This window comes from Bradyrhizobium sp. Pa8, assembly GCF_052588265.1.
On record NZ_CP176767.1, the window covers coordinates 5406276 to 5429160 of the forward strand.

The 22885-nt window shown below is 64.6% G+C and carries 20 protein-coding genes; 9 read left to right on the plus strand and 11 right to left on the minus strand.

Annotation, left to right across the window (positions count from 1 at the left end; translation table 11 throughout):
- Positions 1-91: 91 nt before the first annotated feature.
- The gene (locus tag ACKWRH_RS25195) at positions 92-2374 is read right to left on the minus strand and encodes a GumC family protein (protein ID WP_445215717.1); all 2283 of its coding nucleotides are present in this window, start codon (positions 2372-2374) and stop codon (positions 92-94) included.
- Between the two features lie 201 nt (positions 2375-2575).
- Between ACKWRH_RS25195 and ACKWRH_RS25200 the strand changes: the two genes are divergently transcribed.
- The 3 genes from ACKWRH_RS25200 to ACKWRH_RS25210 all read left to right on the plus strand — a co-directional run bounded on the left by ACKWRH_RS25200 (position 2576) and on the right by ACKWRH_RS25210 (position 6805).
- Complete coding sequence (locus tag ACKWRH_RS25200; RefSeq protein WP_445215718.1) at positions 2576-3709, plus strand: glycosyltransferase family 4 protein; 1134 nt, start codon at positions 2576-2578, stop codon at positions 3707-3709.
- Positions 3710-3829: 120 nt separating this feature from the next.
- A complete protein-coding gene (locus ACKWRH_RS25205) occupies positions 3830-5380 on the plus strand; it encodes an undecaprenyl-phosphate glucose phosphotransferase (protein WP_445215719.1) in 1551 nt (516 codons plus the stop codon).
- 162 nt (positions 5381-5542) lie between these two features.
- Positions 5543-6805 (plus strand): O-antigen ligase family protein, encoded by a 1263-nt coding sequence (locus tag ACKWRH_RS25210; protein ID WP_445215720.1) that lies wholly within the window; start codon positions 5543-5545, stop codon positions 6803-6805.
- 66 nt (positions 6806-6871) lie between these two features.
- Here ACKWRH_RS25210 and ACKWRH_RS25215 read toward each other — a convergent pair whose 3' ends face one another.
- Entirely contained in the window at positions 6872-7342 is a 471-nt protein-coding gene (locus tag ACKWRH_RS25215) for a MarR family transcriptional regulator (RefSeq protein WP_063986329.1), read from the minus strand.
- A 147-nt stretch (positions 7343-7489) separates the two neighbouring features.
- Here ACKWRH_RS25215 and ACKWRH_RS25220 point away from each other — a divergent pair, with 147 nt between their 5' ends.
- A complete protein-coding gene (locus tag ACKWRH_RS25220) occupies positions 7490-8686 on the plus strand; it encodes an FAD-dependent monooxygenase (protein WP_445215721.1) in 1197 nt (398 codons plus the stop codon).
- Positions 8687-8793: 107 nt separating this feature from the next.
- Here the strand turns inward: ACKWRH_RS25220 and ACKWRH_RS25225 are convergent, their stop codons facing one another.
- The 4 genes from ACKWRH_RS25225 to ACKWRH_RS25240 are packed head-to-tail and all read right to left on the minus strand — an operon-like array spanning position 8794 to position 12745.
- Positions 8794-9969: a saccharopine dehydrogenase family protein gene (locus ACKWRH_RS25225; RefSeq protein WP_445215722.1), complete on the minus strand. Its 1176-nt coding sequence runs from the start codon at positions 9967-9969 to the stop codon at positions 8794-8796.
- 28 nt (positions 9970-9997) lie between these two features.
- Positions 9998-11176: a saccharopine dehydrogenase family protein gene (locus ACKWRH_RS25230; protein ID WP_445215723.1), complete on the minus strand. Its 1179-nt coding sequence runs from the start codon at positions 11174-11176 to the stop codon at positions 9998-10000.
- Between the two features lie 9 nt (positions 11177-11185).
- A complete protein-coding gene (locus ACKWRH_RS25235; protein WP_445215724.1) occupies positions 11186-11968 on the minus strand; it encodes a DUF169 domain-containing protein in 783 nt (260 codons plus the stop codon).
- 60 nt (positions 11969-12028) lie between these two features.
- Entirely contained in the window at positions 12029-12745 is a 717-nt protein-coding gene (locus ACKWRH_RS25240; protein ID WP_445215725.1) for a YdcF family protein, read from the minus strand.
- A 232-nt stretch (positions 12746-12977) separates the two neighbouring features.
- On the opposite strand from ACKWRH_RS25240, the gene ACKWRH_RS25245 reads away from it, so the two are divergent.
- The 3 genes from ACKWRH_RS25245 (at position 12978) to ACKWRH_RS25255 (ending at position 14893) form a co-directional block, all read left to right on the plus strand.
- Entirely contained in the window at positions 12978-13919 is a 942-nt protein-coding gene (locus tag ACKWRH_RS25245; RefSeq protein WP_445215726.1) for an acetamidase/formamidase family protein, read from the plus strand.
- A gap of 200 nt (positions 13920-14119) precedes the next feature.
- Positions 14120-14317, plus strand: coding sequence for a hypothetical protein (locus ACKWRH_RS25250; protein ID WP_007603456.1), 198 nt, complete (start codon positions 14120-14122; stop codon positions 14315-14317).
- Positions 14318-14389: 72 nt separating this feature from the next.
- Positions 14390-14893: a GcrA family cell cycle regulator gene (locus ACKWRH_RS25255; RefSeq protein WP_028152622.1), complete on the plus strand. Its 504-nt coding sequence runs from the start codon at positions 14390-14392 to the stop codon at positions 14891-14893.
- Between the two features lie 268 nt (positions 14894-15161).
- On the opposite strand, the gene ACKWRH_RS25260 is transcribed toward ACKWRH_RS25255, so the two are convergent.
- Positions 15162-16691: a porin gene (locus tag ACKWRH_RS25260; RefSeq protein WP_445215727.1), complete on the minus strand. Its 1530-nt coding sequence runs from the start codon at positions 16689-16691 to the stop codon at positions 15162-15164.
- A 406-nt stretch (positions 16692-17097) separates the two neighbouring features.
- Between ACKWRH_RS25260 and ACKWRH_RS25265 the strand changes: the two genes are divergently transcribed.
- Entirely contained in the window at positions 17098-17604 is a 507-nt protein-coding gene (locus ACKWRH_RS25265) for a MarR family winged helix-turn-helix transcriptional regulator (protein WP_028152624.1), read from the plus strand.
- A gap of 137 nt (positions 17605-17741) precedes the next feature.
- Here the strand turns inward: ACKWRH_RS25265 and ACKWRH_RS25270 are convergent, their stop codons facing one another.
- The 3 genes from ACKWRH_RS25270 to ACKWRH_RS25280 all read right to left on the minus strand — a co-directional run bounded on the left by ACKWRH_RS25270 (position 17742) and on the right by ACKWRH_RS25280 (position 21194).
- Positions 17742-18860, minus strand: coding sequence for an alpha/beta hydrolase family protein (locus ACKWRH_RS25270; RefSeq protein ID WP_445215728.1), 1119 nt, complete (start codon positions 18858-18860; stop codon positions 17742-17744).
- A gap of 308 nt (positions 18861-19168) precedes the next feature.
- The gene (locus ACKWRH_RS25275; RefSeq protein WP_445215729.1) at positions 19169-20140 is read right to left on the minus strand and encodes an SDR family NAD(P)-dependent oxidoreductase; all 972 of its coding nucleotides are present in this window, start codon (positions 20138-20140) and stop codon (positions 19169-19171) included.
- A 145-nt stretch (positions 20141-20285) separates the two neighbouring features.
- The gene (locus tag ACKWRH_RS25280; protein ID WP_028152627.1) at positions 20286-21194 is read right to left on the minus strand and encodes a dihydrodipicolinate synthase family protein; all 909 of its coding nucleotides are present in this window, start codon (positions 21192-21194) and stop codon (positions 20286-20288) included.
- Positions 21195-21535: 341 nt separating this feature from the next.
- Here ACKWRH_RS25280 and ACKWRH_RS25285 point away from each other — a divergent pair, with 341 nt between their 5' ends.
- Positions 21536-21775 (plus strand): hypothetical protein, encoded by a 240-nt coding sequence (locus ACKWRH_RS25285; RefSeq protein WP_028152628.1) that lies wholly within the window; start codon positions 21536-21538, stop codon positions 21773-21775.
- A gap of 135 nt (positions 21776-21910) precedes the next feature.
- Here the strand turns inward: ACKWRH_RS25285 and ACKWRH_RS25290 are convergent, their stop codons facing one another.
- The gene (locus ACKWRH_RS25290; RefSeq protein ID WP_445215730.1) at positions 21911-22885 is read right to left on the minus strand and encodes an alpha/beta fold hydrolase; all 975 of its coding nucleotides are present in this window, start codon (positions 22883-22885) and stop codon (positions 21911-21913) included.

Consider the following 22885-nt stretch of genomic DNA (forward strand, 5'->3'; position numbering starts at 1 on the left):
CGCGAGCCGACCCTCCCCCTCCAGCGGAGGGTAAGGGGCGGCACCGATGTCGCGCCCAACTGAACGATAGACCGATGGCGAGCGCTCTCGCCTACGCCGCCACGACGCGCGGCGTCTCCGCCGCGTCCGACGGCTGCACCGGCCTGCTCAGCATCGTCACCTCGCTGAAGCCGACCGCCCTCAGCTGCTCGCACATCAGCGCGCGGGCATCCGGCGCCATCGAGGCATCGGGCACCACGACGGCGCGGGCATGCGCCGTCAGCAGTTCCGCCGGGAGGTCCAAGGCGCTGCCGGCGTCCACCAGCACGTGGTCGTAGGCGCGGAGCAGCGCATCGATCGCGAGCGTTACCCGCGGCGATTGCAGCAGGCTGCGGTCGAAGCCGGGACGGCCGGCCATAACCAGGTGCAGCCGCGAGAGCTTGTCCCGGGTGATGATTTGCGCGAACGAAGCCTCGCCCTGCATCAGCTCGGCGAGGCCGGGAGCCGAAGCATCGACGGACACCGCGGCGATGGTCGGCGAGGATGCGGCGAGATCGACCACAACGACGCGCGTATCGCGCGCCAGGTGCCGGGCCAGCGTCAGCGTCGACAGCGTGATGGCTTCGCCGGCCGCGGTGCCGAGCACCGTGACCTTCTTCGCCGCCGGTCCCGCAGCTCGCAGGCTGTCGGCGAGAAGCTCGATCTCGGCGAATTCAGTGACGTCGGCATCGGCCGTCATCTCGGGCTGAAGCGGCGTAAGGTCTTCCACAACCGGATCGAGCATCGGTTCGGCCACCGGCTGGACCACCGGCGGGACTATCGGCTCTTGGCGCACCGGCGTCTGCGTTTGCGCCGGCGTGAACACGGCCACCGCGCGCGGCGCGGTCTGGCGCAGCAGCTCGCCGGTGACGACGACGCCGGACGAGAGCAGCAGCGTCGCGATCGTCGCGATCAGCACGATCGGCAGCTTCTTCGGATAGGCCGGCGTATTCGAGACGATGGCGCGCGAGATGATGCGGCCCTCCGCCGGCGCGGTATCGATGCTCTCGCGGGCGCTGGCCTCGCGATACTTCCCAAGATACGTCTCGAGCAGGTCGCGCTGGGCCTTGGCTTCGCGCTCGAGCGCGCGGAGCTGGACATCCTGACCGTTGGTCGAGGTTGCCTGCTTCTTGAGCTGATCGAGGCTCGCCGTCAGGCCGTCGACCCGGCCACTGGCGATCCGCGCATCGCTTTCGAGCGAGCGCGAGATCTTGGCCGCTTCGTCGCGAATCTGGTTGTCGAGGTCGCCAAGCTGCGCCTTCAGCTCCTTGATCCGCGGGTGATTGCCGAGCAGCGTGGACGATTGTTCGGCGAGCTGCGCCCGCAGCGTCACCCGCTGCTCCGACAATCGCCGCATCAGCTCGGAGTTCACCACCTCGGACGCTTCGATCGGCTTGCCGCTTTGGAGCATCTCTTTGATCAGCCGCGCCCTGGATTCAGCATCCGCCTTCATCGAGCGTGCGTTGTTGAGCTGGGTATTGACCTCGCCCATCTGCTGGTTCGAGAGCGTGGTGTTGTTGGTGCCGACGAACAGCGACGACTTGGAGCGGAAGTCCTCGACCTTGGCTTCGGCGTCGGAGACCTTCTTGCGCAGATTTTCGATTTCGCCCGAAAGCCACTGGCTGGCGCTCCGCGCCTGGTCCTGGCGCGCATTCTGCTGGAGCACGAGATAGCCGTCGGCGATCGAATTGGCGACGCGCGCGGCAAGGTCCGGGTCAGCGGACTGGAATTCGACCACGATCACGCGCGACTTGTCGACGGCGTAGGCCTGCAGCCGCTCGTAATAGGCATCCAGCACCCGCTCTTCCGGCGTCATCGAGAACGGATCGCGGCCGATGCCGATCAGCGCCGCGAGCGACTTCAGCGGCGAAATGCCTTGCAGCACCGGATCGAATTCGGGGCGCTCCGCGAGCTTGTTCTTCTTGATGATCTCGCGCGCGAGATCGCGCGACAGCACGAGCTGCACCTGGCTGGTCACCGCCTCGGGATCGAGCGACTGCCGCTCTTCGGTGCTGCGGTCGCTGCTCGGCCGCAGGAACACGTTCTCGCGGCCGTCGATCAGGATGCGCGATTCCGACTTGAAACGCGGCGTCACCAGGTTGACGGCAGCGACGGAGGCGACCAGGGCCAGCACCGTCGGCACGATGATCCAGCCGCGCTTGCGGGCGAGCACCGCGCCGAGCGCGTGCAAATCGATGTCGCCGGATTCGGCTTGTGCCTGCTTCGCAGCAACCGGCATAGGCTCTGCTTCAATCTTGGACGCGGCTTCGCTCGATTTGGCTTCGGCTTTGGGCCTCGAAACAGCCCGCTCGACCACCGCCTTGTCCTTGCCGGCACGCCAGAACGCTAAACGCATCGAACACTCCCGCAGGGCAACGCTGCGACTCTACCTCAACCGGGGCGATTACAGTCCATTAAGGTTGCTGCTGGGTTAATCGCACCCTGCCGCGACCCGTGCGAACGGCGCCGACACCGTTTGTTAACCACGAGGGCTCTTAATCCATCTCGATATTTCGAGAATTGTTCGAGCATTCGCCGTCGAGCGCTGGTTCTGATCATGCCCCCCTCTCCCGACCGGCCGCTCCGCATCCTGCACGCCGTGCGCGCTCCCGTGGGCGGCATCTTCCGCCACATCCTCGATCTCGCCAACGGTCAGGTCGATCGCGGTCATCACGTCGGGATTCTCGCCGACAGCCTCGCCGGCGGCGAGCGCGCGGACAAGGCGCTGGCCGAGCTCGCGCCGCGGCTGAAGCTCGGCGTGCACCGGCTGGCGATCCGCCGCGAACCGTCGCCTGACGATTTTCTGGTGTGGCTGCGGATGCGGCGCCTGATCGCCGCGCTCAAGCCCGACGTCACGCACGGCCACGGAGCCAAGGCCGGCGCCTTCGTCCGCATGCGGCGGCGATCCAACGACACCATCCGCATCTACACCCCGCATGGCGGCTCGCTGCACTACCCCCTCAACACCTTCAAGGGCGAGTTTTACGCGCGGCTGGAACGCACGCTGATGGACGCGACGGACCTGTTCCTGTTCGAGAGCGCGTTTGCGCGCGACACTTATCAGCGCATCGTCGGCACGCCCAAGGGCGTGGTGCATTGCGTCTTCAATGGCGTTACGCCGGAGGAGTTCGAGCCTGTTAGCATCGCCGACGATGCCACCGATCTCGCCTATGTCGGCGAGTTCAGGCACATCAAAGGCGCGGATCTGCTGGTCGATGCGGTGGCGCGCCTGCACGAGGGCGGCAAGAAGGTCACGCTCACGCTCGGCGGCGACGGCGAGGAGACGGCGGCGCTGAAGGCGCAGGTCGACAGGCTCGGCCTCTCCAGCGCCATCCGCTTCATCGGTCACGTCAAGGCGCGCTACGGCTTCTCCAAGGGGCGGCTGCTGGTCGTGCCCTCGCGCGGCGATTCCATGCCCTATGTCGTAATCGAGGCCGGCGCGGCCGGCATTCCCATGATCGCGGCCCGCGTCGGCGGCATCCCCGAGATCTTCGGGCATGGCAGCCCGGCGCTGTTTGCGGCGAGCAACGCCGAGGCCATGGCCGAAGCGATCGCGGCCGCACTCGACGATCCGCAAGCGACCGCGCACCGCGCATCCGCCCTGCGCGAGCGCATCTCCGCGCATTTCTCCCAGCAGGCGATGGTTGACGGCGTGCTCGCGGGTTATCGCGACGCATTTGCCAATCATTAACCATCCTTAAGACCGCTTTAGAGAATCTTCCGATTTGTCCGATAATCGACCTGCCAGGGGATGCTCGCCCGGGGCGCAACGCTGCGACCCGCGGGGTTTTTGGAATGGACGTGGAAGCCCGTGGAACCGCTCAACGCACGCTCGATGCTCGACGCCGCGACAAGCGCCGCGACGAAGCCGGCTGACCAACCCTTTGTGGAGCGCCGTCGCCGGCTCTCGCCCGCCGCGCTCGAAGTCGTCAACCAGAAGGTCGCCCGCGCCTATTCGCCGATCGTGATCACCGGATTCGTGCGCTTGGCCGATTTCGCGCTGCTGAGCCTCGTCGGCATCGCGCTCTATGTCGGCTATGTCGTGCCGCTCGCCGGCTCCTTCAGCTGGGTTTATCCCGCGGAGATCATCGCCGTCGCGGTCGCCGCCGTGGTCTGCTTCCAGGCCGCCGACATCTATCAGGTGCAGCTGTTCCGCGGTCAGCTCCGGCAGATGACGCGGATGATCTCCTCCTGGTCATTCGTCTTCCTGCTGTTCATCGGGGCATCCTTCTTCGCCAAGTTCGGCAGCGAAATGTCGCGGCTGTGGCTTGCGGCCTTCTACTTCCTCGGGCTCGCCGCGCTCATCTCCGAACGTCTGGCGCTGCGATCGCTGGTGCGCGCCTGGGCACGCCAAGGCCGGCTCGACCGCCGCACCATCGTCGTCGGCTCCGACAGCAACGGCGAGCAACTGATCGAGGCGCTGAAGGCCGAGGAGGATTCCGACATCCACGTGCTCGGCGTGTTCGACGACCGCAACGACAGTCGCGCGCTCGACACCTGCGCCGGCGCGCGCAAGCTCGGCAAGGTCGACGACATCGTCGAATTCGCCCGCCGCACCCGCGTCGATCTCGTGCTGTTCGCGCTGCCGATCTCGGCGGAGACGCGCATCCTGGAGATGCTGAAGAAGCTCTGGGTGCTGCCGGTCGACATCCGGCTCTCCGCGCACACCAACAAGCTGCGTTTCCGTCCCCGCTCCTATTCCTATCTCGGCGAAGTGCCGACGCTCGACGTGTTCGAGGCGCCGATCACCGACTGGGACCTGGTGATGAAGTGGCTGTTCGACCGCATCGTCGGCGGCCTCGCGCTGCTCGCAGCCCTGCCGGTGATGGGACTGGTGGCGCTGGCGGTGAAGCTCGACAGCCCCGGCCCGGCGCTGTTCCGTCAGAAGCGCTTCGGCTTCAACAACGAGCGCATCGACGTCTACAAATTCCGCTCGATGTACCACCATCAGGCCGACCCGACCGCCTCCAAGGTCGTGACCAAGAACGATCCGCGCGTCACCCGCGTCGGCCGCTTCATCCGCAAGACCAGCCTCGACGAGCTGCCGCAGCTCTTCAACGTGGTGTTCTCGGGCAATTTGTCCCTGGTCGGCCCGCGTCCGCATGCAGTGCAGGGCAAGCTCCAGAGCCGCCTGTTCGACGAAGCCGTCGACGGCTATTTCGCTCGTCACCGGGTCAAGCCCGGCATCACCGGCTGGGCCCAGATCAACGGCTGGCGCGGCGAGATCGACAATGAAGAGAAGATCCAGAAGCGCGTCGAATTCGACCTCTACTACATCGAGAACTGGTCGGTGCTGTTCGACCTCGTCATTCTCCTGAAGACGCCGGTCTCGCTGCTGACCAAGAACGAGAACGCGTATTGAGTTTTGTCGAACCCGAGCCTCACTTCGTCGCCCGGCTGACCGGGCGATCCACTAACCGCCGGCAGTGGAAACTGCCACGAACGGCTCGGAGTACTGGATGCCCCGCTTTCGCGGGGCATGACGGCGGAAGTTGTGTGCGTGTACGAGTAGCGTGAGCATGTGATGGCGTATGCGGCAACAGCCGGTGGAGTGAAATTAGCCGCACCGGCTGCGCCCGGCGTGCTGGCCATCCAGCGCGCGTTGGTGTGGCTGGTCGGCGCCTCCGGCGCCATCGTCTTCATCGAGCCGAGCCCCTACGAGATCGTGACGCTGCTGGCCGCCGTCACCTTCTTCGCGACCGGCCTGCGCCTGCGGCTCGTGCTGATGCCGCTGATCCTGATGCTGATCCTGCTCAATGTCGGCTACACGATCAGCGCGGTCCCGCTGTTCGAACAGTCCGAGGTGGCGAGCTGGATCGCGACCTCCTGGTACATGGCGGTCACCGTCGTGTTCTTCGCGATGGTCACCTCGGAAGACACCGCGGCCCGGCTCGACATGCTCCGCCGCGGCCTCGTGGTCGGCGCGATGGTCGCCTCGCTGTCTGCGGTCGCCGGCTACTTCCATCTGGTTCCCGGCGGAGACGATCTCCTCACACTCTACGGGCGCGCGCGCGGCACGTTCAAGGACCCGAACGTGCTCGGCGCCTTCCTGATCCTGCCGGCGCTGTTCGCGCTCCAGAGCGTGGTCTCCGACAAGTTTGCCAAGGCGTTCCGCAACGTCATCGCCTTCGGCATCATGTCGCTGGCGATCCTGCTCGCCTTCTCCCGCGCCGCCTGGGGCGGACTGGTGCTGACCTCCGCCTTCATGCTGGTGCTGATGGTGCTGACCAGCCGCACCAACGCGCAGCGCTCGCGCATCGTCGTCATGGCGATCGTCGCCGCGGTGCTGGGCCTCGCGCTGATCGCGGTGCTGCTGTCATTCGATTCCACCGCCGAGATGTTCAAGCAGCGCGCGAGCTTCGACCAGAGCTATGACGAAGGCCGCTTCGGCCGGTTCGGGCGGCACATCCTCGGCGCGGAGATGGCGCTCGACCTGCCGTTCGGCATCGGCCCCCTGCAATTCCACCGCTACTTCCCCGAGGACACCCACAACTCCTACCTCAACGCCTTCATGTCCGGCGGCTGGCTCTCCGGCGTGTGCTATCCCGCGCTGGTGTTCACCACCGTGATCATGGGTATCAGGCACATCTTCGTTCGTGTGCCCTGGCAGCGCGCTTATCTCGCGATCTTCTCCGCCTTCGTCGGCACCGTCGGCGAGAGCTTCGTGATCGACACCGACCACTGGCGACACTTCTGGATGATGCTGGGCGCGATGTGGGGCATGATCGCGGCTGCGCAGGCTTACAAGATCAAGGACAATACCGTTCCGATGGAATCGGAACGGTAATGTCTGGCTTTCTGTTTTGACGCGTTTTCTTGACGCGAACCGGTATCCACTTCGCTCGAAAACGCTCTAGCGACGAAGTTTCTTCAGTTTGAGATCCGGCCGCTTTTCCGGCGGCGTGTCGAGCAGTCCCTTCAGCGCCTCGGTTGCCGCGAGCACGCCCTTGTAGCCCTCGGTCGCGAAGCGCAGCAGCAGGCGCAGCTCTTCGTCGGAATAGGCGCCAAACACCTTCTCCATCGCCTGCTGCATCGGCACGTAGAGCTGGCCGATCTTCATCGCCGTCTCCGGCACGACGGAGATGAAGACCTTGCGGCGGTCTTGCTCGTCCCGTTCGCGGCGCACCAGCCCGGCCTTCTCGAGCCGGTCGACCACGCCGGTGATGGCACCCGTCGTCAGCCCGGTGACCTCGGCGAGCCGGCCCGCGGTGACGCGGCCCTCCAAATACAGGATGTCCATGCATTCGAGGTCGGAATTGGCAATTCCGGCAACGTTCGCAACCGTTTGGCCATAGAGCACGCCCTGCGCGGACGACCGCCGCATCGCCTCCTCGAGCTCCTGCAGCAGGGCTGCGCGCGCCTTCGTCCTTGACAAGGTCGGCTCCTTATCTTACTCGATATATATCTTAGTAACTAAGAGATTTAGCGACCGTAATTTCTCCTAGCACCACGGAAACGTCGGGAGCAAGCCATGTCCAACCGTCCCCGCAAGGCCCTGATCATCGGCGCCGGTATCGCCGGCCCTGTCGCCGCAATCCTGTTGCGCCGTGCCGGCATCGAATCCGCGATCTACGAGGCCTGGCCCTATTCGAAGGGTACCGGCGGCGGCCTCCAGATCGCGCCGAACGGCATGCATGTCATGGACGAGATCGGGCTCGCGAACGAGCTGATCAGCCGCGGCTCGATCGCCGAATCCTTCGATTTCTATTCGCAGGGCGGCGAACGGCTCGGCTCGATCAACCGCGACATGGCGCGACGCTTCGGCCAGCCGGCCGTCAACGTCTGCCGCGCCACGCTGAACGAAATCCTGATCGACAAGGCCTGGTGCGCCTGCGTCTCGCTTTATTTCGAGAAGCGCCTGATCAAGATCGAGGACCGCGGCGACCAGCCGATCATCGCCTACTTCTCCGACGGCACCACGGCCGAAGGCGACTTCCTGATCGGCGCCGACGGCGTGCACTCGGTCGTGCGCCGCCAGGTGGTGCCGGACGGTCCGCAACCGTTCGACACCGGACTGATCGGGTTCGGCGGCTTCGTGCCGCACGCCGTCCTCGATGGCAGGCCGATCGGCCGGCACGTCGAGACCACGTTCGGCAAGAGCGGGTTCTTCGGCTATGGCTATTGCAGCCCGGATCCGAACGACGGCGTGATGTGGTGGAGCACGCAGCCCGCGCACGGCATGGACGCGGCGATGTTCCGCGCGCTCGACCACGCGATGCTCAAGCAGCATCTGCGCGGCTTCCATCACGGCTGGCACGATCCGATCCCCGACATCATCGACGCGGCCGAGAACATCGTGGTCACCGACACGCTCGACGTCGCGACCTTGCCGACCTGGTCACGCAAGCGCTCGCTGCTGATCGGCGATGCCGCGCATGCGACCAGCCCCCACGCGGGCCAGGGCGCTTCGCTCGCGCTCGAGGATGCGATGCGGCTCGCGCGGCTGATGCAGGAGGGCCAGGAGCTCGGCGCCACCTTCCAGGCCTTCGAGGCCGAACGGCGGCCGCGCACGGAAAAGATCGTCGCGATGGCGCGCCGCAACGGCAACAGCAAGCGCGAGTTCAGCGCCACCGGCGCATGGGTCCGCAATCAGATGATGAAGTGGCTGTTGCCGCTGGGCTCGAAGAGCATGGAGTTCATGTACGCGTATGATGCGCGGGCGGCGTAGCGGCACGGTGCCGTAGGGTGGGCAAAGCGGAGCGTGCCCACCACTTGCGAAGCGGAACCGCGGGGAGATGGTGGGCACGGCGTGTTGCGCCTTTGCCGATGGCTGAACTAGCCTTCCACCTCAAACCTCAGCCCGGCGTGATCGACCAGCCGCTTGATCAGCTTGTGCTGCATCGCTGCGCCCGGCGTCCAGAGACCGGCCGGAACATCAGGCGTGTCGCGCAACAGGCAGATCGCACATTCGGAGATGATCTTGGCCGTTGACGCATAGCCGGGATCGAGATCGCCCTTCACCGCCGCGCGAACCTGACGACCATCAGGCGCGATCGCAACATAGAGCAGGTCGTAATGACCGTTGTCGCGCTCTTCCTTGGACGGCCCCTCACCGGGCTTGAGTGCTTCAGGACCGGTCTTTTCGCCGTTGGCGGCCATGACGCGCCTGGCGTTGGCCTGCCCTTCGTCCCCCGCGCCCGTCAGCACCATCTCGTCGTAGACGAAATCCCTGCCATACGGGAATCCCATCAGCACGTTCGAGCGATGGACATTGCGCGTGTTGAGCGTCGCCATCGCGAACGGAGCGGACCAGGATTGCAGGTCCTCCTCGAACATGGGCTTGTTGCCGCGCGGTTGCCTGGGCCCTTCGAACCCCGGCGTGAATGCAAATGGGTCCTTGAGGATCGACACCAGGCTGAGATCCTGTGCAACCGCTTCGAAGGTGACCCTTGCACTCGCCGAGGTGCCGCCGGAGAACTTCCAGCTGATGCCGCGGACGCGCCCCTTGACGCGCGGCGCCGGCGCGCCGAACACGCGCCGGGCTTCCTCCTGAACGAAGAACGCACCGAGCTCGAACGGGATGGAATCGAAGCCGCAGGAGAACATGATGCGCGCGCCGCTCGCCCTGGCTGCCGCCTCATGCTTGTCGATCATCTGCTTCAGCCAGATCGGCTCACCGCAGAGATCCATGTAGTCGATGCCTGACGCGACGCAGGCGGCAAGCAGATCGGAACCGTACAGCTGGTACGGACCGACGGTGGTTATGACCAGCTTCGCCTGATCGACCATCGCCCGCAACGAAGCCGGATCGGCTGCGTCCGCAACGATGAGCGGCGTGTCCGCCGATGCGCCGATCGCATTGCGAACGGAGGCGAGCTTGTCTCTGCTGCGCCCGGCCATCGCCCATGTCGGCGCGCCCTCACCTGCGTAGTGCGCGGCGAGGTACTCGACGACGAGCTGGCCTGTGTATCCCGTTGCGCCGTAGACGACGATGTCGAACTTCGCGGACACGGATCACGCTTCCCTGGGACCGTGGGCCTTATGCCTCCACTCCGAACGTTAGCCCGGCACTATCCCGCAGCCGCTTGATCAGCTTGTGCTGCATCGCCGCACCCGGCGTCCAGAATCCGGCTGGGACGTCTGTCACATCGCGCAACAGACACATCGCGCATTCGGAGATCATCTTGGAGGTCGAGCCGTAGCCGGGATCGCGGTCGCCGGTGACGCCGGCGCGAACCATGCGGCCGTCGGGCGCGATCGCGACATAGAGCAGGTCGAAGAGGCCGTTCTCCCGCTCTTCCTTCGACGGCCCCTCGCCCGGCTTCGGCGCGTTCGGACCGGTCTTCTCGGCGTTGGCGGCTACCACGCGCTGCGCGTTGGCTTCGCCCTTTTCGCCCGGACCCGTCAGAACCATCTCGTCGTAGACGAAGTCCTGACCGTAGGGAAAGCCCATCAGCATGTTGGAGCGATGGACGTTGCGCGTGTTGATCAGTGCCATCATGAACGGCGCGGCCCAGGACTGCAGGTCCTCCTCGAGCAGCGACCTGTTGCCCTTCGGCTGCTTCGGGCCGGTGAAGCCCGGCGTCAACGCGAACGGATCGTTCAGGATCGCGATCAGGCTGATGTCCTTTGCGACCGCATCGAAGGTCGCCTTGGCGCTCGCCGCGGTGCCGCCCGAGAGCGTGCCGCGCATGTCGCGCACGCGGCCTTTCACACGCGAGGCCGGAGCGCCGAACACGCGCTTGGCCTCTTCCTGCACGAAGAACGCACCAAGCTCGAACGGCACGGAATCGAAACCGCATGAGAACACGATACGCGCGCCGCTCTCTTTGGCGGCCGCCTCGTACTTGTCGATCATCTGTCGCATCCAGATCGGTTCGCCGCAGAGATCGAAATAATCGGTGCCGGTGGCGACGCAGGCCGCGAGCAGCTCCTCGCCATAGAGCTGATACGGGCCGACGGTGGTGATCACCGACATCGTCTGCTCCGCCATCGCCTTCAGCGAGGCCGCGTCCGCCGCATCCGCGACAATCAGCGGCGTATTCCCGGGCGCGCCGATCGCATCGCGTACCGACTTGAGCTTGCCGAGGCTACGGCCTGCCATCGCCCATTTGAGCGTGTGGTCGCCCTTGTAATGCTGAGTCAGATATTCGGCGACGAGCTGGCCGGTGAAACCGGTCGCGCCGTAGACGACGATGTCGAATTTTGCTGAGCTCATGGTCGACCTTTACTTCTTGGCGTAACTCACGCCCATGCCGGCGCGGACGTCGCTTTGAATCCCATAGGGCGGAATCGGATAGCGCAGGCCGTTCTTGGCCAGCGCCTTCATGCCCTCGATTGCCTTGGCGAGATGCGAGGGCTTCAAGGCCATCAGCATCTCCTCGTCCGGCACGCCGCCATAGCGCCGTTCGGCATAGCATGGCAAGGACAGGCTGGGCTCGCCGGTTTTCAGCGCCCGCCCCCAGGAATCCGCGCAGGCGGTCTCACCGACGACGCCCCATTCGAACTTCCTGTAGCCGGTATATTGCAGCCCGTTGATCAGGATGATCATCTGCCCCGGCGTTGCGTAGACCAGGCAGATGTCGGGCGGATCGAGCCGCCCGCTCGCGAGCGGACTGACCGCAAGCGCCTGATACTGCCCGAACGGAACCACGTCCAGCGCCTCCTGGCGCTTGCGCGCGTCCTCGGCGGTGCCGTGCCAGACCCCGACATAGTTTTCGCCGGCGAGCCATTTTTCGTCCTGCGGCGCAAGCCCGATCACGGCGCGACACTGCGCACCGACAAGATCGTCGGCGGTGATGCCGACCGTCCAGCCCAGACGTGCAGCCATGCTGACGATCTGGTCGGTGGTGTGGACCGCGTTCGGCCGCCGGATTTTCGGGATCGCCTCCATGTCGGCGGCACGCGCGAACAGCTTCATGCCGATCACCGTCGTCTTCAGCCGCAGCAGGCTGTTGAGGTCGGCGACGAGGCCGGCAAGATCGATCCTGTCTGCGCTCTGCTGCTGCATGGCGTCCTCCCGACCGGCGATCGCGCGCCGGTACTCTGTTCTTGTTTTGCGGCTCTCGTTTTAGTCCTTGCCCGGTCCCGGAAGCAACTCGCCGGTCCGCCCCATGATGCGATACGCCAAAAGGCCGATCCATTCGCGCACGGCGACGTCGGTCTTGCCGAGACCATCGGCCCCATTGCGGGTGAAGGCGAAGAGCCCGTCGCGCCCGCCCATCCGCCAATCCACCGGATAGGCTTCGGCATCAAATCCGGCCTTGCGGAAAATGCCCATCGCGCGCGGCATGTGGAAAGCCGACGTGACCAGAAGCCAGCGTTCGCCCGGCTTCGGCGTCACCAGCTGCTTCGTGAAGATCGCGTTCTCCCAGGTGTTGCGGGAGTCGCGCTCGAGGATCAGGCGCTCCTTCGGTATGCCCAGGCTCTCCAGGATCGGCGCGGTGTAGTCGGCCTCCCTCGCCTCCGTCGCGACCAGGTTCGCCGAGCCGCCGGTGAAGACGATACGCGCGTTCGGATAGCGCCGCGCGAGCTCGGCCGGCGCCAGCATGCGATCGGCCGCGTGCGCAACCACGGGCGTGCGATGCGCCGCCGAAAGATCGGTGTCGATCGAGCCGCCGAGCACGATGATGCCGTCGGGGGCGCCCCGCGACGGGTCCCACGCCGGGAAACGCGACTCCAGCGGATAGAGCAGAAGATTGCCGATCGGCGAGAACGCGACCAGCGCCAGCAGCGCCAGCGTGGTCACGGCGAGCTTGCGGCCGACCGCAGCAAACCGCGTCGCCATCAGCAGCAGCGACAGGATTCCGAGCTCGATCAGGAGATTGATCGGCAGCAGAGCGGTGCCGAGGGTCTTGGAAAGAACGAAATACAGGGGAGCCTCGCTGGAATGATCGTGCCGGGCTTGACCGGCCCGTCCATCTTCAGAAATCTTCTTGAAAGAGGATCGATCGCCCGGTCAAGCCCGGGCATAACAGGTTCTCATGACGAGTTCTGATGAAACCGATTGGACGCGGCCAATGACCCATCACCACCTGCATTCAAGCCCCGAGACCTGCCATTGGGGCTTCTTCGAAGCCACGCTCAAGCCCGTCCTCACCGTCAAAAGCGGCGATGAGGTGACGGTCGACACCATCAGCGGCGGGCCCGACATGCTGCCCGACCGCAACAAATTTCACATTCCGCCGGAGATGTTCGAGGTTCACGCCAAAAACGAGCGCATGCTGCCCGGCCACATCCTCACCGGCCCGATCGCGGTCGAGGGCGCCGAGCCCGGCGACGTGCTCGCGGTCGAGATCCTCGACGTCCAACTCCGGCAGGATTGGGGCTGGAACATGATCAAGCCGCTGTCCGGAACCCTGCCCGACGATTTCCACGAAACGCGCATCCTGAACATCCCGATCGACCGGTCGCGGATGGTCGGCCGCATGCCCTGGGGCCTCGATCTGCCGCTCAAGCCGTTTTTCGGCGTGATGGGCGTCTCGCCGCCGCCGGCCTGGGGCCGCATCTCGTCGCTCGTGCCGCGCGCGATGGGCGGCAATCTCGACAACAAGGAGCTCGGGGCCGGTGCGACGCTCTATTTGCCGGTGTTCGTCCCGGGCGCGATGTTCTCCTGCGGCGACGGCCATGGCGTACAGGGCGACGGCGAGGTCTGCGTCACCGCGATCGAGACCGCGCTCCAGGGCCGCTTCCGCCTGACGCTGCGTAAGGACCTCAGGTTCGACTATCCCCGCGCCGAGACGGCGACGCATTACATGACCATGGCCATGGATCCCGACCTCGACCAGTGCGTGGTGCGCGCGCTGCGCGACATGATCGTACTGCTCGGCGAGACGCGAAACCTGTCGCGCGAGGACGCCTACACGCTGTGCAGCCTGGCCGCCGACCTGCGGGTGACGCAGACCGTCAACGGCTGCAAAGGCATCCATTGCATGATCGAAAAGGCGATCGTGCACGGCTAGCCCCACCCGCCTGCCCGGACCCGTCTCCACTCCGCCGCCGCTCGGCATCCCGCGCGGCGCGCGGAGTCGCGCCTGATTTCCCTAGTGATTCCAATGAGCTGAAACACCGGTCTCGCCCGGATTTGACTCCTACCCCCGAACCTAAATAGAGTCTTAATCGTTACTTTTATGTACCCGAGTAAGAGGCTAGCGTTCGGGCCATGGCCACCGAAAAAGCCGAGACTGACCGCATTCCCGTAACCTTGGCGCTCTCGACCATCACCTATCTGGAAAAACTGGTGAGACAGGGCACCCACGGCACCAGCGTTCCCGGCGTCGCACGCACACTGATCGAGGAAGGCATCCGTCTCGCCATCAAGGACGGGCTTTTGTCGATTCGCGACAACGGCAGAACGTGAGCGCGCGCCGGACGTGAGGCGGACGGATCTCGAGAGGCGGATGGCCGACATCTGCAACCTGGGACCGCTACAATGCCTGTTCTCTCACCAACTTCTTCACCGACTGCTTCTTCACCTACCTGGACCAACGAACGAATTGAACTTCTGAAGCAGCACTTCGAGGCCGGCCTCACCTGCAGCGAGATCGCTGCCGACATCGGCGTCAGCCGCAACGCGGTGATCGGCAAGCTGTCCCGGCTCAATCTCACGCGCGGCAGGACGAGCGACGAGCGCAAGCTCGAGCGGAGCCTCGCGCCGCGGCGCGGGACGCGAGCCGTACCGCGGCTGCAATATGAGATGCTCGCCACGATCTACGGCGACACCGACACACCTGTGGTCGCCGGTCCAATCGACGATGCCAACCGCTGCTCGCTGCTGGAGCTCTCAGAGAACCGCTGCCGCTGGCCGATCTCGACGCCGGGTGCAGACGACTTCTGCTTCTGCGGCAATACCGCGCCCGACGGCCAGTCCTACTGCGTCGGCCACAGCCGCCTCGCCTACCGGCCGAACTCGCGCGCCCGTGTGATGCGCGGCTGAAGGAAAATCCCAAAACGAAAAACCTCCGGCGGGGCATCACCGGAGGTTTCTGGAGGCTTAGCATGAAGCTAAGAGCCGCGACTTTCGTAATCGGCTGAAAACAAGATAGCTGATCAACTCAGGTAAGTAAATAAATTTGAGGGCGATCGAATCGCATAGCTCGTCTTCGTCGTTTGCAACGTGTTACCGGATTTTCCGAAGGCCGCTTTCATGAAAAAGCCCCGGCGGTTTCCCGCCGGGGCTCTCTCAGATCGGAACGGCCTTGAGCTTACCAGTTGCGCTGGGCGCGCAGCAGCAGGCTGTAGGTGTCCTGGTCCTTCAGCTCGTAGGTTGCCGCAGGCTTGGCAACCGACGTCAGCGCCGGGGTGGTGATCACGCCCGAGTACTTCTGGTCGAGGTGGCTGTAGGTGAAGTCAGCCGAGAAGGTCAGGTTCTTCACCGGCGTCCAGCGGGTGATGACACCGATCTGGCCGATGTTGAAGTCCGGGTTGCAGGTGCCGGTCAGGGTCGCGAACGCCGCGCTGCCGCAGATCATGGACTTGGCCGTGCCGCTATAGTTGACCGCAGCCCACGCGCCGTAGAGCGCCGTGTTCCAGTACGGGCTCCAGTTGTGGGTGTAGGCACCACGGAAGCCGTAGGTCTTGGTCAGCTCGAGCTGGCCGTTGGGACCGAACACCGCGTCAGACACGCCGGCAAAGCCGATGCTCTGATACACGCTGCCCGAACCACCGAACATCGAGTAGCTGGTCGCAGCCAACTCCTGGAAGTTGTAGCGGCTCGCACCGTCGGTGTAGACGCCCGAGATGTTGATCACGTCGCCGGCGCCGGTCGGGATGTTCTTGATCTGCAGAGCGAGCTGCACGGCCCAACCCCACTTGTCTTCCGGATGACCGGTGACTTCCGTCGCGCCGTAGTAGGCGGCGTGGTTGTCGTGCGCGGCCACCGACGCCTGGAACAGGCCCCAGGCCTGGTCGACACGGACCATGGCGACCAGGTCGGGAGACCGGGTGCCGCCAAGGTCGTTCGAACCGTAAGCGCCGCCGAGAACGCCGGAGGTGGTCATGCCCGCGGTGTTCCAGATGCTGGTCTGGAAGGCTTGGGTCTGATCCTGCGCCGAGAACGCAGCCGTCACGCCCTGGCCGAAATCAGCGGTGTAGGTGAACTGGGCAACGCCGTTGGTGGTGCCGCTGCCGCCGACCAGCTGGTCGAAGTTGTTGCCGGGATAGTTGATCCAGGGCGCGTCGAACTGCGACACGGCCTTACCCATCGTGAAGCCGGCGAACTGGATGAAGGCGTAGTAGACGCCGAGCGTACCGCCCGAGATATTGCCCGCGTTTGCGTTGTTCGGCGCAGACACCCCGGTGCTTCCGAGTTGTGAGTAAACGGTCGCACCCGGCGTCGTGCCGCTTCCCGTCGTGAAATCGGTCGTCCAGGTGAACACGGCGTCAAAATAAGTACGAACCACGCCGTATTCGGTCGCGGTACGGGTATCGATGTTGAGGTCTTCGCGAGCGCGCGCCGAGTAGTAGTTGGTCAGGCGGTTATTCGACGCGGAAACACTGTTGTAGGAGCCGCTGTAGTTGCCGCCGGCATTGAGCGCGACTTCAGCACGCAGATAGCCGCCGAGCTTGATGCAGGTATCGCTGCCCGGGATGTAGTAGAAACCCGCGCCGTAGAGCGTGCAGATCTTGACGTACTCGACCGCCTTGGCCTTGACCGGAAGATCGGCCGCCTGGGCTCCACCGACGGCGATCAGACCCGCCGCAGTGCCGAGCAAAAGGCTCTTCACCACTTTCATTTAAAACCTCCAAGTTGCTCATTTTGCGGAGACCGGACCGTGAGGCCCCCCAGATCCCCGTCTCTTAAAATCCGCTCGGCCGCTTCGCGCTCTTGGACACCCGCTTTTAACGCGAGGGACGTGAACGAACCACCTGCAACGGGACGATCGAGTACCCCCCACCGTCACGGGTCAATATGCCTGCGCCGTTCCACTAATCAAAATAGTTTATTAGATCACCTTTGTTGTTTCACTAAACCTGTGCCCCGCGCGCAACACTGCGGGCGGGGGAATATGCTGAGCTGATCATCTTTGTAGTTTTAGTGACAAAATTACCCTGCTCTGCACTTGCGTCAGGGCAGACTTGCGTGGACTATGACCGTGCAAGACACCGGCCGGAAAAGAATCAGATCACGGGAGTGACGCTGTGTCAGCGACGAGGAAGGAAGGAGCGCGCCTCCGCTCCATCGGCAATCTCGATATCATCAGGCGTTTCACCTGGGAGATATCGTCGATCAACATGTATCTGGAGGAGTTGCGTCAGTTCTGGGCGAGAACGCTGGGCATCAGCGGTCCGCAATGGCTGATCCTGATGGCGATCTCCGACCTCGACAAGGACGATGGCGTGCCCGTCAACGTGGTCTCCAAGCTGCTCCACGTCGATCCGTCCTTCGTCACCACCCAGTCCAAGCTGCTGGAGAAGAAGGGCCTGCTGCGACGGCGGCCCTCGCCGACCGACGCCCGCGTGGTGCGGCTGTCTCTGGTCGAGAAGACGCAGAAGCACATCGCAAGCCTCAACGAGCAGTACAAGACGATCCGCGAATTCGTCTTCCAGGAATTCGACGAGAACGAACTGACCGAATTCACCGGCAAGCTCGCGACGCTGAAGACCAGGCTCGAAAAGGCCTGCGTCAGGATCTCCCTCGACTACTAAAGCATGATCCGGATCCGAAGGGCCGCGTTAGCGCACAGTGCGAAGCGGTTTTCCGAGAAGATCATGCCCAAACAACAACCTAAAGCGCGATGACGATTCATCCCAATCTCATCGCGCTTTAAGACGGCAGGCGGCGTTCAGATCCGCCGCCCCGTGGCGCCCAGTTGCGATTCCAGCCAGTCGAAGATGTATTCGTTGGCAAGGCTGGGATTGTCCGCGTGGGCCTGCGCCGCGCCGGTCTCCTGCGCGGTGAACACCTTCAGCACGATGTCGGAGCTGCCGAGCCGCGACTTCTGCACGATCTGGCGCGCCCGGTCGGCCTTGAGCCAGCCGTCCTCGCCGAGTGTGATCAGCACCGGACAGTCGACGCTCGAGGCCATCAACGGCGCCGACGGCACCGGGACGATGCTGAGGTCGCTCATCGCAAAGCGGCTGGCGAAGAAGGATCGTTCGTGCAGGTCCCACAGACCGCCGTCGCAGACGGCCGCGGCGAGCCTCGGCTCCTGCAACACCGCGCGCGCGACGAACGAAGAGCCCCACCCGTCGGCCACGATGGCAACGCGATCGAAATCGACGTCGCCGCGCGTCTCCAGATAATCCATGACGCTGGCAATCGAGCTCTCGAGGTCGCGGCGCTGCAAGAGCGTGTCGGTATAGTCGTCACGCTGGTCGCCGAGCAGGTCCAGCGCGAGCATCGACAATCCGCGTTCCCGCGCATGCGGCGCGAGCTTGAACAGGAATTCCTCCTTGCGGTGTCCGGGCTCACCGATGCAGATCACGGTCGGAGCCCGCTTGTTGGCCGGGGACGCAGGCAGGAAATAGCCTTGCAAAACGTGTCCGTCGTCGGCCCAGGGAATCGTGACGACCTCGCCAGCCGGACCGCGCGCAGTGAGGAAGCGGCGCGCACATTCCTGCATGGCGAGCACCGCGACCCAGCGGCGCTCGTCGGCCTGGTCCAGCGGCATCGCGGCCGCGCCGTAGTAGTTCATCGCCCGCAGCCAGTTGCGCTGCGCGGTCGCCATGTGGCCTTCCGCGAACGCCGCCTCGGCACGCTGCCGGTTGGCTTGCGCCAGCCGCTTCCACTCGCGGTGCCAGGACTGCTCGCCGCCCTGCTTGAGCTGCCGCGCGATCATCAGGCATTCTGCGATGGTGGCGCCACCCTCCTGCGCCGCGGTGAGGAGCCGCGTGAATTCAGCGGAAATATCCTCTCTCTCCGGGCAGAGGATCCAGTCGTCGGAGAGGCATGCGGGTATCATCGGAGCTACGCTTTATGATGGCGTTACCCCTGATTGACTAAACTATTTTGGTTCACCAACCAAGCTGCCGTGCGCCGAATGAGACCCGTTTCACATCACCATCGCTTGAACATTGCTTGAACGATGGAGCGTGTCGCATGCGTGAATTCCAAATCGTCATAAGGCGTCGGAAATTGGCAAGAGGTGGCACGTAAAGTGACCTGCGTAACATGTAAATTACCTGCGTAATAATACGTCCGCACCTCTTGCCATGATGGTCGTCATACCTGCATACACGGACGTTCGTTGACAGTCTCAGCCAAACCGACTCAACCGAGCCGCCAGCCAACTTCCTGCGTAAAGCTTTCGTAGAAGGCGCGGTCATAGGCCTGCTCCGGCGTTGCGCGCACGCGTTCGTCAAGGCGCTTTGCGTCTTCGCCCACAAGAATGCGCCATCGCTCCGCCTTGACCCCGTCGAGGATGATCTTCGCGGCCTGCGCAGCCGTCGTCGGCGCATCCTCGAGGAAACTGCGGGCGCGTTCGGCGAACGCAGCCTGGATGTCCTCGTCCGACATTTTGTCGGCATCCGGCACGCCCGCCGCGACCATCCGCTTGCGGGTCAGCGCGACCTCGTCGGCATTGAGCCGCTCCGACCCGTCGGCGCTCTGTACCTTGCGCGAATTGGAGACGATCGAGGTGCCGATATGGCCGGGCATCACCACCGAGCATTTGACGTGCGGCGCGTGCAGGCGAAGGTCGTTGATCAGCGCTTCGGTAAATCCCTTCACCGCGAACTTGGCCGAGCTGTAGGCGGTGTGCGCCTGCCCCATGCCGATCGAGGCCCAGAAGCCGTTGACGCTCGCGGTGTTGACGATGTGGGCCTCGTCCGCCGCGACCAGCATCGGCAGGAAGGTGCGCACGCCGAGATAGACGCCGCCCCAGCAGATGTTGAAGGTACGCTCCCACTGTTCGCGCGTGTTGGTGAACAGGCTGCCGCCGCCACCGATGCCGGCATTGTTGAACAGGAGATGGATCCGGTCGGTCTTCTGCTGCTCCGCGAGCTCGTCGCGAAACCGCTTGAGATGGTCTTCGATCGAGACGTCGGCGATATGGGTCGTGACCCGCAGGCCCTGCGGCAGCTTCTCGACCTCGCACAGCCGCTTGGTCTCGGCCATCGCGGCTTCGGAGACGTCGCACATCGCGACATTGCAGCCCTCGGCGACGAGCTGCCGTGCGAGCTCGCGTCCCATCCCCGTGCCGCCGCCGGTGATGACGGCGATCTTTCCTGCAAAATCCTTCATGGGACTTCGGTCCCTCCCCTTGTCGGTATGTTTCTTCACAGCTAGCGCCGCGCATCGCGGCGCGCGCAAAATGTAGCAGCGCCGCATCCGCAGGTAAAAGCGGATCGGCGCTGCCATCTTCACATCAGTTATTTCGGCTTGCGGACTATTCAGCCGCTTCGACACGCACCCCGTTCAGTGCCCCGAGCGCCTCCAGCGCCTTGCGGGTGGCGGCCTGCTGCGCCGGCGAGGCCTCCGGCATCGGCGCGCGCGGATAGGTCCTGGGCAAGCCCTGGAGCGTCTGGGCGTAACGCGTGCAGGCCGGCAGATTGTCGGCGATAACGGCGTTCCACAGCGTCAACAGCTTCTTGTGCAGGTCGAGCGCGCGCGGATGGTCGCCCGCCTTCACCGCATCCCACAGCGCGACGGAGGCATGCGGCGCCGCGGTCAGGATCGCGGCGATCGAGCCATGGGCCCCGAGCGTATAGGACGGGTACATGAGGGCATCGACCGCGCTGTAGATCAGCTTGTCCGGCGCCATCATCATGAGATCCGCGAACAGCTTGAGATCGCCCGCGCTCTGCTTGACACCGACCACCAGCGGCACCTCGGTCATGATCCGCACCAGCAGCGCCGGCGAGAGGTACGACCACGGCACCACGTTGTAGATGATGATGGGCATGCCGGTCTCGTCCGCCATGGCGCGGAAGTGCGCGACCATCGCCTCGTCATCGGGCTTGAACAGATAATGCACCGGCGTGACCTGGAGTGCTGCGACATTCATGTCGCGCACCAGCTTGCCGCGACGGATCGCATCGCGCGTGGAGTCCACGATGATGCCGGCGATCACGGGAATGCGTCCCTTCACTGCCTCGACCGTCGCGGCCATCAGGTCGCGATATTCCTCGTGATCGAGCGTGTGGCCCTCGCCGGTCGAGCCGCCGGCCGCGACGCCATGCGCGCCGGCGCCGATCATCCAGTCGACCTGGGGCGCCACGAGCCCAAGGTCGATCTCGCCGTCTTTCCGGAACGGCGTCGTCATCGGCGGGATCACGCCGGTTGGTCGTGCCTTCATGGTCTGCCCTCGCGTTTCCTTTGGTCCCGTGGCGGCCCCGCTCTTTTGACGAGTATCCGCACGCTTCCGAGCCTATCGGCTGCGCAGGCCTTGTGAAGGGGCGGTTCGCGCGGCGCTGCCCCCACAATCGCTCATTCCTGCGAACCTTCCTCGCTCTTTTCCTTGGGGATTCCCCGTATTTGCCCGGCTTCGGTTTAGGGGCAATTTTTTTACAATCCGAATCACCAAATGGGGTGGACGCTGGGTCGAGTCGGCCAGGCCAGCGTGTTGTTTGCGTCACAGGCTCTGGCACTCCGCTTGCATCCTCTTCGTAGTCTGAAACTACCGATGAGGTGACAGGAATGTTCGTGACCGTGGTTGCCGTGCTCTGCCGGCTGAGCGCAGCCAGCTCAGGCAGTTGCATCGAGGAAATCGTGACCGACAGCAACATGACGCCCGAGATGTCGATGATGCAGTGCGCGATCGGCGCACAGGCTCCGCTTGCCAAATGGATGGGCGAGCATCCGATCTATCACGCCAATTGGCGCCTCGAGCGCTACAAATGCGTGCCGGGTCACTACGAGATCAAGGGCCACGCCTAAGGCCCCGCAAAACTACTGATACCAAGACTACGGATGAGGAAACGCCCCGGAGGTAGCCTGGTCTCCGCGCGGGCACCGCTAGCGCCAGACGCCATTGCGGCGGCGCGCCCCAGTGACAACGATCACGCCTTCCCTTTAAGCCACTGCTCGCAAAATGATCGCACGCGCCTGTCGCCCTTCCGGCGTCGGCATCAGCGCGAAATTGTGCGGCTGGTCACGGAGCAGATTCAGCTCGACCAGCACGCCCGCCGCCCTCGCCCGCTCCGCGAGATCGACGCTATCCGGATAGAGCAGATCGCGCGTGCCCGAGAAGATCGTCATCGGCGCGAGCGAACGGAAGGCGCCATTGAGCGGGCTGACGAAGGGATGTCCGACATCGAGCTCGCCGGCATAGAGCCGCCCCGCCTCAAGTATCCCCGGAATGTCCTGGATCGGATCGCGCGCCGCGATCTCGACCTGCTCGGGGCGGCTGACCGATGCATCGGCCGCCGGCGAGATCAGCACCATCCGGTTCGGCTGCCGATGCCCGCGATCGCGTAGCCATTGGCACGCCGCGAGCGCAAGCCCCGCGCCGGCGGAGTTGCCGACAACGGTGACCTTTGCGGGCCCCGCATCCTCCAGCAGCATCCGCAACAGCTCGGCCGTCGCCGGCACGACATCCTTCGCGGTGGCGCGCGGCGCCAGCGGATAGATCGGCACGACACACACGACGCCCGCCTTGCGCGTCATCTCGCCGACAAAGCGCCAATGCGCCGGCACGATCTCGTTGATGTAGCCGCCGCCATGCAGGAACATGACGAAGTTGCAGCCCTCATGGCCCGACGACGGCGCGGAGTAATAGACCGGCCATCCCCCCATCTTGGTCAGCGTCGCCTCGACGCCGCGGCCAAGCCCCGTCGGCTCGAACGAGGCCGGCTCCAGCGCGAGCTTCTGCACATGCGCCTGCACCGCTTCGACTGACGCGAGCTGCTGCTTGTACGGAAGCAGCCCGAGCAGCAGGTTGAAGGCGCGGCTTTGCAGGCTCGGCGCGGAATCGCGGGGTGGCCGCGCGCCGAACACGCAGCCGCCCGGGCAGAATTGAAAGGCCGACACAAGTCTTGCAACGCTCAT

Bases quoted from the DNA above. Each gene is read 5' to 3' on its own strand.
- ACKWRH_RS25195 (WP_445215717.1), bottom strand. From the start codon at position 2,374: ATGCGTTTAGCGTTCTGGCGTGCCGGCAAGGACAAGGCGGTGGTCGAG.
- ACKWRH_RS25200 (WP_445215718.1), top strand. From the start codon at position 2,576: ATGCCCCCCTCTCCCGACCGGCCGCTCCGCATCCTGCACGCCGTGCGC.
- ACKWRH_RS25210 (WP_445215720.1), top strand. From the start codon at position 5,543: ATGGCGTATGCGGCAACAGCCGGTGGAGTGAAATTAGCCGCACCGGCT.
- ACKWRH_RS25215 (WP_063986329.1), bottom strand. From the start codon at position 7,342: ATGCGGCGGTCGTCCGCGCAGGGCGTGCTCTATGGCCAAACGGTTGCG.
- ACKWRH_RS25220 (WP_445215721.1), top strand. From the start codon at position 7,490: ATGTCCAACCGTCCCCGCAAGGCCCTGATCATCGGCGCCGGTATCGCC.
- ACKWRH_RS25230 (WP_445215723.1), bottom strand. From the start codon at position 11,176: ATGAGCTCAGCAAAATTCGACATCGTCGTCTACGGCGCGACCGGTTTC.
- ACKWRH_RS25235 (WP_445215724.1), bottom strand. From the start codon at position 11,968: ATGCAGCAGCAGAGCGCAGACAGGATCGATCTTGCCGGCCTCGTCGCC.
- ACKWRH_RS25240 (WP_445215725.1), bottom strand. From the start codon at position 12,745: ATGGCGACGCGGTTTGCTGCGGTCGGCCGCAAGCTCGCCGTGACCACG.
- ACKWRH_RS25245 (WP_445215726.1), top strand. From the start codon at position 12,978: ATGACCCATCACCACCTGCATTCAAGCCCCGAGACCTGCCATTGGGGC.
- ACKWRH_RS25250 (WP_007603456.1), top strand. From the start codon at position 14,120: ATGGCCACCGAAAAAGCCGAGACTGACCGCATTCCCGTAACCTTGGCG.
- ACKWRH_RS25255 (WP_028152622.1), top strand. From the start codon at position 14,390: ATGCCTGTTCTCTCACCAACTTCTTCACCGACTGCTTCTTCACCTACC.
- ACKWRH_RS25260 (WP_445215727.1), bottom strand. From the start codon at position 16,691: ATGAAAGTGGTGAAGAGCCTTTTGCTCGGCACTGCGGCGGGTCTGATC.
- ACKWRH_RS25270 (WP_445215728.1), bottom strand. From the start codon at position 18,860: ATGATACCCGCATGCCTCTCCGACGACTGGATCCTCTGCCCGGAGAGA.
- ACKWRH_RS25275 (WP_445215729.1), bottom strand. From the start codon at position 20,140: ATGAAGGATTTTGCAGGAAAGATCGCCGTCATCACCGGCGGCGGCACG.
- ACKWRH_RS25280 (WP_028152627.1), bottom strand. From the start codon at position 21,194: ATGAAGGCACGACCAACCGGCGTGATCCCGCCGATGACGACGCCGTTC.
- ACKWRH_RS25285 (WP_028152628.1), top strand. From the start codon at position 21,536: ATGTTCGTGACCGTGGTTGCCGTGCTCTGCCGGCTGAGCGCAGCCAGC.
- ACKWRH_RS25290 (WP_445215730.1), bottom strand. From the start codon at position 22,885: ATGAGCGTTGCAAGACTTGTGTCGGCCTTTCAATTCTGCCCGGGCGGC.